Origin of the sequence: Rufibacter hautae (genome assembly GCF_008271695.1) — a bacterium.
GTDB classification, from domain to species: Bacteria; Bacteroidota; Bacteroidia; order Cytophagales; family Hymenobacteraceae; genus Nibribacter; species Nibribacter hautae.
Genome location: NZ_VKKY01000002.1, coordinates 1,401,113 through 1,414,053 on the forward strand (window position 1 = coordinate 1,401,113; position 12,941 = coordinate 1,414,053).

Genomic DNA, 12,941 nt, shown 5'->3' on the forward strand with positions numbered 1-12,941 from the left:
GCTCATGGACCCAGAACTCTGCGTTGGGGTTGTAGTCAATGTAGGACTGATACGGGTACGGAGGAACAGCTCCTTCCAGATCAGGTACTCCACCCCGTTGCCTCGTTCACAAACAGGTAGTCCCGCTTCCCTGACTTTGCATCCTGCGGCCCGTCATAACTCTTGTACTCCATAATGGAGCCGTTGTTGAAGGTGAAGATCCGGTCTGACTTGTTGTAGGACTTGATGAGCCGCTGGAGCATTGCCGTGTTGTCGTAGATCTCCACGGCATCACGAAGCGCACCGGCTTTTAGGTTGGTAATGTCCTGCCCTAACACTGTGCAGACCTTGCGCGGCCGCTCGGACAGTTTGGTGAAGAGCACCTGCAGGATGTTGTAGGTCTTCCCCGAGCTGGTGCCGCCCTGACCCACCACCACTTGGGCCGTGGCGTTGTAGTTGGCTTCGTACAGTACGGAGGTCTCAAACATTACAGGCTGACTTCTTTCTCACTGGAGGCGATCTTTGCCTCGGATGGCAGGATTCGAACTTCCGTCTGCATGACAGGCAAGGCAGCGGTTGTCTCGCTTTCCGTCTTCTTAGGCACTACGTAGCTGATGAACTTGGCCAGCGTCTCCAGGTACTCCTTAGGGTCTTCAATCTCCTCCAGCTTCTGCATGGCTTTGGCCATACCGGCCGAAACCAAGTCAGTCACCAACTCCTTTGCGGTACGGGTAACTTTGTTGGGTGAGCCTTTCTCTCTCCACCCGGTCTTGGGCTGTCCCTTCTTCTTACCTGGCATTTCTATTTCAATCTATTTTAAATTAGCGCTTACCTTAACGCACGCCGTCATTGTAACCTTAATGGTTAGAACTGAACCAACGGGTTTAAGCTAAACATTTAAATTATTGTTATTGTTTTACTTTCAGTATACCCATCTAAGATACACAAAAATAATGTATTATGCAAATAAATAAACCGGAATTTGAATCAAAACACGCCCCTTAATTTTATTATTTTGACTTCTTCGTCCTGAAGAAGTACTGGCGGGAGAACTGGGACTACCGGAAAGAGAACTAGCTAAAGGACTACTCACAGTCGGCAGTAGACAATAACAGCCTGAAGAACGACCTGGATGCACTCAGTGCTTTGGGTAAGAAGAACCCTTCCCTCACCTCTGCGGAGCTGGTGAACCTCTACAAGGAAAGCAAGCACGGCACCCGGGATTTAAGGGAACCCTGCTTCCTGGACCTGTTCAAAAGGGAGATAGCGCGTAAGCACGCTTTGGCGCCTCCAGCCTCATCACCTACTCTTCCCTCTACAACACCCTGCACGGCTATTGCTCCGGCAGGCTTCCCATGACGCAGCTCACAGTGGGCTTCCTGAAGGACTACATCCTGCACCTGCAGACCATCGGCAATAAAGGCACGAAGCAGAAAATGCGGCCCTGCTCCAACGTCACCATCAGTACTTACCTCAAGATCATGGGCAGCGTGGCCAAGTCAGCCATGCAGGAAGGGCTCCTGGACTATGCCGCCAATCCCTTTACCAATGCGGAAGAACTGATCAAGGGCAAGAAAGGATTCAGGAAGAAGCAGCCGCTCAGCATGGAAGCCTTGGGCAAGCTGGCCGAAGCTGATTTCTCCGGCATCAAAAAGGGGAAGAACCTGACTTTGTCCCGCGACATCTACCTTGCCCAGTACTACATGCACGGCTCCCGGGGCGGCGATGTGCTGGAGCTCAAGGTTGCGGACGTGCAGGACCGGCTACGCTACACCATGCGCAAGAACCGTAAAGGAAAGTCCATTGTCCTTACCCCTGAGCTGATGGCCATCCTAGATAGGTACATGCCTAGGAAAGGTGAAAGCCGGACCTTTGTTTTTCCGGTCCTGGAAGAAGATTACCTTTCTTTTAATAAATTCACGCAGAAGAGCATTCGGGACAACCGGAAGGCCACCGTCAACCGTAATCTGAAGCGCATTGCAAAGCTTTTAGGCCTGGAGCCCTTCACCATGCACACTGCCCGGCACACCTTCGCCAACGAGGCGCTGAAGCACACGGACCTGCGCACCATTAAGGCAATGCTGAACCATTCCTCGCTGGCCACGACCGAGGTTTATGTGAAGGACCTGCTGGAAGGGGAAGACGATCTGGCCACCGCCGCCATTTACTCAAGGGTGAAGCTCGAGTAAAACCATAGTAAAACAACGAGGGGTATTCTAAGGACAAATCGTGTACGCTTCCTCCTATCAACCCCTCATTTCTACCCCCTTTAACCCATTATTTAGTCCCGCAATATGCTTATCTTGTTAATGAAAAGTTAAAGTAAGGTTTGCCCTCATTTAAGCCTTTATCTTTGTAGGGATGAGAAAGAAAACATTGCTTTGGGTCATTGTGCTGATGACTATCTCGCTCATAGGGCTGATAGGGTTCCAGGTCTACTGGATCCATCATGCAGTACGGATGGAGGAAGAGGTTTTTGACCGGAACGTGCACGATGCCTTGCAACAGGTAGCCCGCCGGTTAGAAACCAAGGAGGCGGTGTTTTACCTCCAGGAAAAAGCTCCCCAGATCAGGGCGGCGGCATTATCCCCCGAAGCACCAGTGGTGATTGATAAGGTCCGCCCGGCAATCACCATTAAACAGAAAAAACAGGCTAAAAACACCCATCCTACTCCTGCCCCCGCGGCTCCAGCCAATGTTACTACCGTGGCTCCGGCCCGGCTCACCTTGTCTCCTGTGAAAGTGATGGTGACCCAGGCAGAAGCCCTGACCATGGCCCGCGCCCAGGAGCCAACCAGGTACCAGGAACTGCACGGCAGAACGTACGTGCGCGAGGCCCAAACTGGAAGCCAGGGGAAAGACAACCAGGACCTCTTTGGGAAAGGCCCCGCCGATTCGGTGATTGTCTGGAAAATCCTGGCCTCACAGAAATCCCAGATAGACTCCCTTTTCCGGAAAAGCAACTCCACCCACTTTATGCGGTCTAAGGTGGACTCTGCCTTTGTCCTGCGCATGAGCTATGACTCCCTCACCCGGGCCAAACAGCAGCAACTGCTACGGCTTCCTTCCAAGAACATCAAGGCCGTGAACGTGCGCGGCAACGTCATAGACGTGGTTACGGATACCCTGCTGGGCAAACAGGTATGGCAGGCCATTGCTTTTTCCCAGGATTCTGTGGTGAATGGCCAGAAGATGGTACGGTACTACCCGTCTATTAGAAGTACGGCTAAGTCAGGGACTATTGTGCTACAGGGCGCCAAGTCCCTTACGCCTTTGTCCCTTCCTTCCGCTGTTCAACCCGCCAAGGCACCCGCCCAAGCCCTTCAGCCGCAGGTAAGCCCCGAAAAAAACAAACACCAGAAAGCCGTAGCCAAAGTACAGTCGCTGAACAAGGTGATGCAGCAGATGGCGGTGGAGTACGTGCGGAAAGAGAAACCATTGGCCGAGCGCCTGCAGGAACTGAAGGTGAATGACCTGCTCACCACGGAACTGGCCAACCATAACATCAACATCCGCTACAACTGCACCCTGCGCACGGCAACCGGGTCTGGGAACCTCAACCTGATTCTGACCTCTTCCCCTAACGTACTCATCCCTTCTAATCTGCGGGAGAACGAATACGCGGTACGCCTTTTCCCCAATGACGTAATGACGGATCCCGGCTTCCTGCTCCTGAACTTCCCGGACCGGAACCTCTATGTGTGGCAAAGCCTGTTGATTCCGTCGGCTATTTCGGTGCTGTTCACGCTCATTATTATCCTGACGTTCTCCTTCACGCTGTACACCATCCTGCGGCAAAAGAAGATTTCCGAGATCAAGAATGACTTCATCAACAACATGACGCACGAGTTTAAAACACCTATTGCCACCATTTCGCTGGCGTTGGATGCACTGGTGAACCCCAAGGTGCGGAAAGACGAGGTGCGGGTAGACTATTACGCGCGCATCATCAAAGACGAGAACCGGCGCATGCACCAGCAGGTGGAGAAAGTGCTGCAAACAGCCCAGATGGAGCGCCGCACCCTGCAACTGGCCTTTGAGGAAGTAGACGTGCACCAACTCATCAAGAAAGCCGCCGAGCCGTTCCAACTGCACATTGAGCAGCGCCAAGGCACCCTGGATTTGAAATTGGACGCCCGCACGCCTTATGTCTGGGCCGATCCGGGCCACCTGGCCAACATGATCGGTAACCTGCTGGACAACGCCAACAAGTATTCGCCCAACGCGCCCAAGATCGTGATCCAGACCACCACCATTTCCAAGGGGCTGCACATCTCCGTGGAAGACCAGGGCTCCGGCATGTCGCGCGAGGCGCAGAAGAAAGTATTTGAGAAGTTCTACCGGGTGCCCACCGGCAACGTGCACAACGTGAAAGGCTTCGGGCTGGGGCTGAGCTATGTCAAAACCATGGCCGAGGCCCACGCGGGCAGTATCCATCTCCGTAGTGAACTAGGCAAAGGCAGCAAATTCACGTTGTGGCTTCCTTTCCAAAAACATGTGGCTTAACGCAAATTCAACCTCCTTAACGTAAGATTTCATGACAACAAACCCTGACACCCGCCTTTTACTGGTAGAAGATGACCCCAACTTTGGGATGGTTCTGAAAGATTACCTTGAGCTGCATGACTATGCCGTTACGCTCTGCACCGATGGCATGCAAGGATTGCACATGTTCCAGAAAGAAACCTTTGACGGCTGCATTCTGGACGTGATGATGCCCCTGAAAGATGGCTTTTCCCTGGCCGCCGATATCAAAAAAGCCGATCCTTTAATGCCCGTTATCTTCCTGACCGCCAAAGCCATGAAGGCCGATATGCTGGAAGGCTTCCGGATTGGCGCCGATGATTACATCACCAAGCCGTTTGACTCTGAGATCCTGCTCTGTAAACTCAAAGCCATTCTGCAGCGCAAAGCCACGCCGGCCCCGGCCGAAAAATTAACCGCTACCGAGTACAACCTAGGCTCTTACCATTTTAACTTCAAAACCCGGCTCATCACCCGCGGTGCGGAAACCCAGAAACTTTCGCCCAAAGAAGCCGAGTTGCTCCTGTTGCTGTGCCAGTACCTGAATGACGTGCTTCCGCGCGAAGTGGCCCTAAGCAAAATCTGGAAAGACGACAATTACTTCACTGCCCGCAGCATGGATGTCTTTGTGACCAAACTCCGAAAATACCTCAAAGGCGACCCATCCGTGGAGATCATCAACGTCCACGGCAACGGTTTCCGGTTGGTAGCGCCCGTCACCGAGGCTCACGTTCTAGCTCCTATTGCCTAGAGCCAGCTATCTTCCTCCAAAACAACAAAGCATGTTCTCTGCCCGATTTTATAAAAAGAGGCATAGAACACGCTTTTGCTTTATACACGGGTTAATTGAGACGAGATCATGCTTCCCTCCCATTCAGCTCAAATTTCAAAAGTAGGGAAGACACCTTTATTCCCCAACCAGAAATCACAACATGGCAAAGAAAGTAGGGGCAATCCCAAGTGGTTGCCCATTTAGGTGCAGAACGTAAAGGGCAACCACTTGGGATTGCCCCTACAAAGAAGGGATCAGCATTTTGAAAATGACACCATCGGTTTTGAGGCTATTTTTCCAAAAAGAGGCCTTAAACAGCCAACGCGGAAACATTTGGGGTAATTGAGGGGTACAGGAACAGAATATTTTCAGCATCTTCACCGCCGAAAATCCTTTAGCCCAACCCCTCATCTGCTATTTTATGAAGCGCATCGCCATCTTCCCTGGTTCTTTTGATCCTTTCACCAACGGACACTATGATGTGGTGCAGCGGGGTTGTGAACTGTTTGACAACATCATCATCGCCATTGGCAACAACAGCAGCAAGAACCGCTATTTTCCGGTACAGGAGATGGTGTCCATCATTGAAGGGGTGTTCAAGGATAATCCGCAGGTGTGGGTGCAGGCCTACAAAGGCCTTACCGCCGATTTCGCGAAGGAAGTGGGGGCCAAATTCCTGCTGCGCGGTTTGCGTAACACCACTGATTTTGAATACGAGAACACCATTGCGCAGGCCAACCGGCACATCAATCAGGAGTTGGAGACGGTGTTTCTAATCACCTCGCCCTCACTGGCGGCCATCAACTCTTCCATTATCAGGGAGATTCACCGTTTCGGAGGCAACGTGCAGGAGTTTATACCGTTCAGCCTTTCTTCATTGCCTTCAAATAGTCCCGCACCACAAATTGAATAGAGGTGTAAGACTCCGGCAACACCTCCAGCACTTCGTCTGGGGTCATGAAGCGCACTTCTTCAATGAACTCCTCGGCCTGCGGCTTCATGTAGGTGTCATCTAGGCACTGCATGGTAAACCAGCTGGTCTTCTTCAGGATTTTGTTTCCCTTGTAAGCGTAGGAATGCCAGGTGTTGGGCAACTCTCCGGTGATGGCCACCTTGATGTTACACTCCTCCTCTACCTCGCGCAGGGCGCCCAGGGTAGTTTCCTCAGACTTCTTGATCTTGCCTTTGGGAAGGTCCCACATGCCCATGCGGTAGATCATCAGGATTTTTCCGTCCTTCACCACCAGGCCACCGGCCGCCTTAATAATCTTGAACTGATCTTTCAGGTGCTCAATGAGTTTCTTCTTCTTGTCGGTGACCAGCGTGAGAGACTCCAGTTTCTTGAGTTTCTTTACTTCCATGAGCCGCACTAGGCGGTCAATGAGCACAGAGTCAACGTCGCGGATGAGCACATCGCCCACCAGGTCCTTGGAGGTAAACTGATCGTCTTTACCGAGCACTAAATCGTATTTGTGCTTAAAGATCTTTTCACTGCTTTTTTTAATAATCAGTGGGATGTCGTTGATAAAGACATTCATGAAGTTGTCGCTTATGTAAGGCGCGTAAGGAGGTACAAAATAAGAAAGAATTTTCATAGGGCACAAGACGTAGGAGGCAGGAAAACATTCCTACTATTTGTGTAATTTCGCCCATGCCACACACAGAAACCGCCGCCCAGATTGCGGCTTACCTCCTTGAAACCCAAGCCGTGCGCCTCCGTCCGGAGCAGCCTTTCAAGTGGAGCTCCGGCTGGAACTCCCCTATTTACTGCGATAACCGCGTTACGCTCTCTTATCCGCATATTCGTTCTTATATTAAAAGTGCCCTGGCCCAGGCTGTCCAAGACCGATTTCCGGGCGTACAAGCCATTGCCGGGGTAGCCACCGCCGGCATTGCCCAAGGTGCGCTGGTAGCAGATATACTGAACTTGCCGTACTTATACGTACGTCCTGAGCCAAAAAGCCATGGAATGGGCAACCAAATTGAAGGAAAATTACAGGAAGGCCAGCGGGTTGTACTCATTGAGGACCTGATTTCTACGGGCGGCTCCTCGCTCAAAGCAGCAAAAGCGGTACAGGCCGCCGGTGGCGAGGTCATTGGCATGGCCGCCATTTTCACCTACGGTTTCGGCCAGGCTGATGAAAACTTCTCCGCCGCAGGCATCCCCACCATTTGCCTCAGCAACTACAACGCCCTCCTGGAAACCGCCGCTACCCAAGGCTACATCTCCCAGGAAGCCATTGCTACACTGGAGCAATGGCGCCAGGCTCCCGAGACGTGGGGAAAGTAGTTTATTGAGAGAATGAATGATTGAAGGATTGAATGAATGTGGGAATTAGTGAGTGGCGAAGGCAATTAAAGTAAAGATAAAATCTCCCAAGCTCTCGGTTGTTCACCATTTTAATCGGATCCAAAACCTGTTTTGGGGCTACTTTTCAGAATTTAGCCACTAAACAGGTTTTGTTCCGTAAAGTCCCCCATGAGCCTTTTACTTCTATATTTTTAGAATATTCTCTCATTCATTCAACCTCTCATTCCTTCAATAAAATGAAAATAGGCCTGCTCTCTGATACGCACAGTTACCTGGATGACCGCATTCTGGCGCTGCTGGAGGGGGTTGAGGAAATCTGGCACGCGGGCGATTTCGGGATTGCGGCAGTTTCTGAGCGGCTGGCCACGGTGGCGCCGGTGCGGGGGGTGTACGGGAACATTGACGGGCCCGATGTACGGGCGCTTCACCCCAAGAACCTTCGTTTTGATTGCAATGGGTTGGATGTGCTCATGACCCACATAGGGGGCTACCCCGGCAAGTATGCGCCCGAGGTGCGTGCGATGATAAAAGAGAATCCTCCTGGCCTGTTTATCTGCGGGCACTCCCACATTTTGAAAGTGATGCACGACCCCAAGCACGGCAACCTGCTGCACCTCAACCCCGGGGCGGCGGGGCGGCACGGTTTTCACACCATGCGGACCATGATGCGGTTTGAGGTGGAAGACGGCAAGGTGCAGAAACTCCAGGCCATTGAGCTTGGCAAAAGGGCATAAAAAAAGTGTAACCAACAGAGGTTACACTTTCAACTATCTTGTAGTAAGAGTAATCGCGTACAGTTTGCCGAAAGGCAGTAGGCGAACGAAAAAACGCAGAATTACTCAGCTGTAGCAACTTCCGCGCTAGCGGCTGGAGCAGAAGTGAAGCGAGCTTTAAGCTCTTCAACATCCACGTTCTTAATTACAGGAGTCATCAACAATTGCTTGATCACACGCACTTTGTTGTTCTGTCTTGCTTTATTCTTACGGTCTTTTCTTTTTAATCTAGTAACTGCCATCGGTCAATATTTAAAATTGAATCGCAAAAGTAAGTTATTACTTTTACATTCTCAATAGTTCAGCCTAAAAAATCACATGAATACTTTGATAGATCTCCGGAGCGACACCGTCACCAAACCCTCCCCTGCCATGCTGGAAGCCATGTTCCAGGCCCCGGTGGGCGATGATGTGTACAGTGAAGACCCCACCGTGAACGAGCTGCAGGAGTACGGCGCAAGCCTGTTTGGCATGGAAGCAGGGCTCTTCTGCCCTTCGGGCACCATGACAAACCAGATTGCCATCAAAATGCACACCCAACCCCTCACCGAGGTGATCTGTGACCGCACCAGCCATATCTATTTGTATGAAGTGGGCGGCATTGCCTTCAACTCCGCTGCTTCGGTTAAATTGATAGAGGGCGTGCGGGGCCGAATGAGCCCAGAACAAATTGAAGCAGCCATTAACCCAGACAATATTCACTATCCGGTCACCAGCCTGGTTTCTCTGGAAAATACCAGCAACAAAGGAGGCGGTTCTTATTATACGGGAGCAGAAATTGCGGCCATCTCAGAAGTGTGCCGCCGTAATAATTTGCCCTTGCACTTAGACGGAGCCCGGGTGTTCAATGCCTTGGTAGCTACCGGAGAGAAGCCGCAGGATTACAGCCGATACTTCAACACCATCTCGGTTTGCCTTTCCAAAGGATTGGGCGCACCGGTAGGCTCTCTGCTGCTGGGACCAAAACGCATGATTGAACAGGCCAAAAGAGTGCGCAAAGCCTTGGGCGGTGGTTGGCGCCAAGCTGGTTTTCTGGCCGCGGCCGGATTGTACGCCCTCCAAAATAACATCCAGCGTTTGCAAATAGACCATGACCGGGCCAAACAGCTAGGGAAAGCGTTAGAGGCTGCGCCTTACGTAACCGAGGTGCTTTCGGTAGAGACTAACATCGTCATCTTCACCCTGGCACCAGAGATTAACCCAGACGGCTTCATTAATTACCTGGAGACACAAAACATCTTAGCCACTACCTTCGGGCCACAGCAAATCAGGTTTGTGACCCACCTGGACCTAACGGATGAGATGATCTCCGCTATTATCCACGCCATTTCAGATTTCAAGGCTTAAAACCAGCCGATTAATGTTATTCCCGTTTAGGGGCTGTTTTGACCAAAACAGCCCCTAAACGGGAATTTTTCTTTTAAGAAGCATGGGCCAGTTCCAGCAGCACGTCATAATACCGGCGGCCCAGCATTTTGGCCTTGAGCCAGGCATAGAAACTCATGGCTTGCAAATCCTCCTGCTCGGCGGGCACAAACGTGAGCATGGATTCCACTTGCTGCAGAAACAGTTTGCGGGTGGCCAGGTCTGGCTGTTCTATTAAGTAGGTAATCAGTTGCAGGAAAGAGCTGGCGTTGCTATAAGCTGGCAAAGCCAAAAGGTCTTTGTAGCTACGCCCGATGCCTTTCGCCCGGTCCAAGGCCAAGTCCAGGTTCCCGAACTCGTATTGGATAATCAACTCGCCCAGGTTCTTCTTTAGCACCCACTCCCGGCCCATGATCCGCTCGCACCACTTGTCTGAGTGGTTGATGTATACCAATAGGTTGTTGGCCTTCTGGAAATTATCCTGCGCGAAATACAGAAAGCTAAGTCCCAGGCGGGCGGTGAGCATGTCACGGTGGGGCAAATTGATGGTTTTAGCCTGCAGCAGTTCCTCTAGCAGTTGAATGGCCTGGGGCAGGTTCCGCTGGAAGGCCCCGTTGGCGCTTTTCAGGAAAAGGTATTTGGGGTAGAATGTGGTGTGATGACTCCTCCCCTGGGTCTGCAGCACCGCCCGCATCTCCTCCAGGTACTCGTTTGACTGGGCAAACTTCCGGTTACGGTAGAGCACGTGCGCGATCATGTACAGCAACCTGATTTTATAGTATTGGTGAGTCTGGGTCATGTTCAGGTGGGGAGCCAGGGCCCGGAAGCGCTCAATAATATAGGGTTCAAAGGTATAATAGTCGCGGCGGGCCAGCACGGCGGTACGGGCGATGGACAGTAGCTTGAAGAGCAACGATGGTCGCTGGCTCACGGCCTCCTGCAAGCCGTACGTCTGCAGCACCGAATGGATGGTGGCCGCAAACTGGAGGTCCCGCCCCTCTCGCCGGGAACTCTCCAGGCGCTTGCTGATGATACTGCTGGCGATATTGGCCCGCTCCACCTCATCGGCGGCGGCCTTGTTTTGGTTCCGTTTTTTAATAATCAGGTCTAAATCATCGGCGAATTCGCTGTCGGCTTTTTCAATCTGGAGGTTGTACACCGCGTTCAGGAGATCGAACTGCTCATGGGCCGTGGCCAGGTTTTCGGCTTTCCGGAGGAGGTTCCAGGCCTGGCGGTCTGCCTGCGCCCCAAACAGGTAGCGGGCCATGGAAAGCGCGCCCATGATGCTGGAGTCGGCGGTGGGGTCTTCCTGCATGCGCTTGAGCACAATGAAATCGGTGAGGTGCTGCATGAGCCGCTTGCGCAGGGCGTAGTACGCCGATGGATTCACCTCTGCCCCATACAGTCTGCCCATGATCTGGGCCGGACTAAGCTTCTGTTTTTGCAGCAGCAACTTGAACAGCTCGTAGTCCTTTCTATCCCTCCTTTTTTTGTGCCGCTGAATAAAAGAGGCAAACTCCTGCACATCCTCCGGGGACAACGTGGAGATGGTGATCTTCAAATCATCCATGGGTTTCCATAATGCAAGGTTTGTAGCAAATCAGCATCCTTTTACAAGTCACAAAACACACATACAAAATATTGAATTACAATTACTTATAAACTACACTATTTAAATCTAAAAGTAAGGATTCTATAAACTTAATATTCTTTCCCTGAAAACACAACCTACCTTCACTGCACCTTCTGGTTGAACCCTTATCTGTTTCATTATGAAAAAAACTTTACTTCTGTTGGTGGTCCTCTTTACCTGGGGTGTGGCCCAGGCGCAGGATTTGATTATCAAGCGCAACGGCGAAGAGATCTCGGCCAAGATCCTGGAGATCACCCCTGAGTTGGTGAAGTACCAACGGGCTGATTACCTAGAAGGACCCCTCATCTCAATCCTGAAGAAGGAGGTGTTCATGATCAAGTATGCCAACGGCAACAAAGAAACCTTCAACGCGCCGGCACCCGCGGTGAGTACCAGTATGGCTCCTTCCAATGCGACTACCTCTGAACCCCAGTTGATGCCTCACGTGAAGCTAAGCGGCCCCAGGCTGGGGTTCACGCTCATCTCCGGCTCCCTCGCCGACAAAGCCAAAGAGGAGTTCAGCGTTAACCCGTTTCTCACGCAATTCGGCTGGCAGTTTGAGACCAGGATCTTTACTACCTCCAAGGGCTTGTCTGGGTTGTTTGAGTTCATCCCGTTGGTGGGTGGCCTGGAGCAGGGGAAGTTTGTGCCCAGTCTGAATGCCATGGTGGGTCTGCGGGGGCCCAAAGGCTTTGAGTTCGGGGTTGGACCCAACCTGACGCCGGCCAGCGCCGGAGTGGCCTTCGCCATAGGCACCAATTTCAAATCCGAGGGAGTGAATTTCCCGGTGAACCTGGCCTTTGTACCCGGCAACGGAGGCGCGCGGTTCAGCCTGCTGTTCGGGTTCAACTCTAGACAATTCTAACCTTCTACCACTAGGAAAGCTATCTTATCCATTGTATTGCAATTCTGTTTGGTTGTCTGCTACCAGGCAAATGCCCAAGACATTATCTTTAAGAACTCGGGCGAGGAGATAAAAGCCAAGGTAATGGAGATCTCACCAGAAAAGGTGCAGTTCACCCAACCAGACAAGTTCGCAGACAGTCTCTTCACCCTTCCCCGGGCAGAGATTTTCATGGTGAAGTACGCCAACGGGAAAAATGAACTTATGCGTCCTCCCGTAGAGGAAAAAGAAACAACTCCTGTCCTTTCATCCCAGGATAGGTACCGGCAGGGCCAGATGGACGCCCGGCAGTATTACAGGGTACCAATGCTGTGTTGGGGTCTATTGGGGCAACGCTGCTGTTGGGCATACCGGGCACGGTGCTCATTGCGGCCATCCCTCCGAAGGTAAATCCCAAGGAAGTACCCAACCCAACTTTGCTAAGCGATCAATACTATTATAATGGCTACCGGCACCAGGCCCATAAACGAAAGGTAGGGAAAGCGGCCATCGGTGGAGGCATTGCTTTGGCAGCGTTCGTGGCTATTCTGGCTTCCACCACCTCCACCCAGTAACAGAACCTGTTTTAGGGCCTTATTCTAAAATCCGATTCAGAAACAGCTTTTCATATTTTAAGCCGCCTTGTGTTTTGCGCCTGCTTTTGCATAAACAGGTCCAAAACACAAGGCGGCTTCGTTCAA

At 51.8% G+C, this 12,941-nt stretch carries 14 protein-coding genes; 9 read left to right on the forward strand and 5 right to left on the reverse strand.

The window, feature by feature from the left end; all coding sequences use genetic code 11:
* Window positions 1–80: 80 nt before the first annotated feature.
* Both FOA19_RS14750 and FOA19_RS14755 read right to left on the reverse strand, forming a co-directional pair.
* Complete coding sequence (locus FOA19_RS14750; RefSeq protein WP_149091549.1) at window positions 81–467, reverse strand: phage terminase large subunit; 387 nt, start codon at window positions 465–467, stop codon at window positions 81–83.
* Entirely contained in the window at window positions 467–778 is a 312-nt protein-coding gene (locus FOA19_RS14755) for a hypothetical protein (RefSeq protein ID WP_149091550.1), read from the reverse strand. The genes FOA19_RS14750 and FOA19_RS14755 overlap by 1 nt, the downstream gene beginning before the upstream one ends.
* A 499-nt stretch (window positions 779–1,277) precedes the next feature.
* Between FOA19_RS14755 and FOA19_RS14760 the strand changes: the two genes are divergently transcribed.
* The 4 genes from FOA19_RS14760 (at window position 1,278) to coaD (ending at window position 6,188) form a co-directional block, all read left to right on the forward strand.
* The gene (locus tag FOA19_RS14760; protein WP_223808949.1) at window positions 1,278–2,168 is read left to right on the forward strand and encodes a tyrosine-type recombinase/integrase; all 891 of its coding nucleotides are present in this window, start codon (window positions 1,278–1,280) and stop codon (window positions 2,166–2,168) included.
* 172 nt (window positions 2,169–2,340) lie between these two features.
* A complete protein-coding gene (locus FOA19_RS14765) occupies window positions 2,341–4,485 on the forward strand; it encodes a sensor histidine kinase (protein ID WP_149091552.1) in 2,145 nt (714 codons plus the stop codon).
* Between the two features lie 31 nt (window positions 4,486–4,516).
* Window positions 4,517–5,254 (forward strand): response regulator transcription factor, encoded by a 738-nt coding sequence (locus FOA19_RS14770; protein ID WP_149091553.1) that lies wholly within the window; start codon window positions 4,517–4,519, stop codon window positions 5,252–5,254.
* 442 nt (window positions 5,255–5,696) lie between these two features.
* Window positions 5,697–6,188, forward strand: coding sequence for a pantetheine-phosphate adenylyltransferase (gene coaD, locus FOA19_RS14775; protein ID WP_149091554.1), 492 nt, complete (start codon window positions 5,697–5,699; stop codon window positions 6,186–6,188).
* Here the strand turns inward: coaD and FOA19_RS14780 are convergent.
* Window positions 6,139–6,870, reverse strand: coding sequence for an NUDIX hydrolase (locus tag FOA19_RS14780; RefSeq protein WP_223808911.1), 732 nt, complete (start codon window positions 6,868–6,870; stop codon window positions 6,139–6,141). The two genes, coaD and FOA19_RS14780, sit on opposite strands and share 50 nt — an antisense overlap.
* A 56-nt stretch (window positions 6,871–6,926) precedes the next feature.
* On the opposite strand from FOA19_RS14780, the gene pyrE reads away from it, so the two are divergent.
* Together pyrE and FOA19_RS14790 are read left to right on the forward strand one after the other, a co-directional pair.
* Window positions 6,927–7,565, forward strand: coding sequence for an orotate phosphoribosyltransferase (gene pyrE / locus FOA19_RS14785; protein WP_149091555.1), 639 nt, complete (start codon window positions 6,927–6,929; stop codon window positions 7,563–7,565).
* Between the two features lie 257 nt (window positions 7,566–7,822).
* A complete protein-coding gene (locus tag FOA19_RS14790) occupies window positions 7,823–8,320 on the forward strand; it encodes a metallophosphoesterase family protein (protein ID WP_149091556.1) in 498 nt (165 codons plus the stop codon).
* 101 nt (window positions 8,321–8,421) lie between these two features.
* Here FOA19_RS14790 and FOA19_RS14795 read toward each other — a convergent pair whose 3' ends face one another.
* Window positions 8,422–8,601 carry a hypothetical protein gene (locus FOA19_RS14795; RefSeq protein WP_149091557.1) on the reverse strand — a complete coding sequence of 60 codons (180 nt, stop codon included), beginning with the start codon at window positions 8,599–8,601 and terminating at the stop codon, window positions 8,422–8,424.
* Between the two features lie 76 nt (window positions 8,602–8,677).
* Between FOA19_RS14795 and FOA19_RS14800 the strand changes: the two genes are divergently transcribed.
* Window positions 8,678–9,706: a threonine aldolase family protein gene (locus FOA19_RS14800; protein ID WP_149091558.1), complete on the forward strand. Its 1,029-nt coding sequence runs from the start codon at window positions 8,678–8,680 to the stop codon at window positions 9,704–9,706.
* 73 nt (window positions 9,707–9,779) lie between these two features.
* On the opposite strand, the gene FOA19_RS14805 is transcribed toward FOA19_RS14800, so the two are convergent.
* Window positions 9,780–11,294, reverse strand: coding sequence for a hypothetical protein (locus FOA19_RS14805; protein WP_149091559.1), 1,515 nt, complete (start codon window positions 11,292–11,294; stop codon window positions 9,780–9,782).
* A gap of 202 nt (window positions 11,295–11,496) precedes the next feature.
* Between FOA19_RS14805 and FOA19_RS14810 the strand changes: the two genes are divergently transcribed.
* Entirely contained in the window at window positions 11,497–12,222 is a 726-nt protein-coding gene (locus tag FOA19_RS14810; RefSeq protein ID WP_149091560.1) for a hypothetical protein, read from the forward strand.
* Between the two features lie 350 nt (window positions 12,223–12,572).
* Window positions 12,573–12,815, forward strand: coding sequence for a hypothetical protein (locus tag FOA19_RS14815; RefSeq protein ID WP_149091561.1), 243 nt, complete (start codon window positions 12,573–12,575; stop codon window positions 12,813–12,815).
* Window positions 12,816–12,941 lie beyond the last annotated feature (126 nt).

Coding starts and splice junctions, on each gene's coding strand:
- FOA19_RS14770 (WP_149091553.1), top strand. CDS start 4,517: ATGACAACAAACCCTGACACCCGCCTTTTACTGGTAGAAGATGACCCC.
- FOA19_RS14810 (WP_149091560.1), top strand. CDS start 11,497: ATGAAAAAAACTTTACTTCTGTTGGTGGTCCTCTTTACCTGGGGTGTG.
- FOA19_RS14780 (WP_223808911.1), bottom strand. CDS start 6,870: ATGAAAATTCTTTCTTATTTTGTACCTCCTTACGCGCCTTACATAAGC.
- FOA19_RS14765 (WP_149091552.1), top strand. CDS start 2,341: ATGAGAAAGAAAACATTGCTTTGGGTCATTGTGCTGATGACTATCTCG.
- FOA19_RS14790 (WP_149091556.1), top strand. CDS start 7,823: ATGAAAATAGGCCTGCTCTCTGATACGCACAGTTACCTGGATGACCGC.
- coaD (WP_149091554.1), top strand. CDS start 5,697: ATGAAGCGCATCGCCATCTTCCCTGGTTCTTTTGATCCTTTCACCAAC.
- FOA19_RS14750 (WP_149091549.1), bottom strand. CDS start 467: ATGTTTGAGACCTCCGTACTGTACGAAGCCAACTACAACGCCACGGCC.
- pyrE (WP_149091555.1), top strand. CDS start 6,927: ATGCCACACACAGAAACCGCCGCCCAGATTGCGGCTTACCTCCTTGAA.
- FOA19_RS14805 (WP_149091559.1), bottom strand. CDS start 11,294: ATGGATGATTTGAAGATCACCATCTCCACGTTGTCCCCGGAGGATGTG.
- FOA19_RS14800 (WP_149091558.1), top strand. CDS start 8,678: ATGAATACTTTGATAGATCTCCGGAGCGACACCGTCACCAAACCCTCC.
- FOA19_RS14755 (WP_149091550.1), bottom strand. CDS start 778: ATGCCAGGTAAGAAGAAGGGACAGCCCAAGACCGGGTGGAGAGAGAAA.
- FOA19_RS14795 (WP_149091557.1), bottom strand. CDS start 8,601: ATGGCAGTTACTAGATTAAAAAGAAAAGACCGTAAGAATAAAGCAAGA.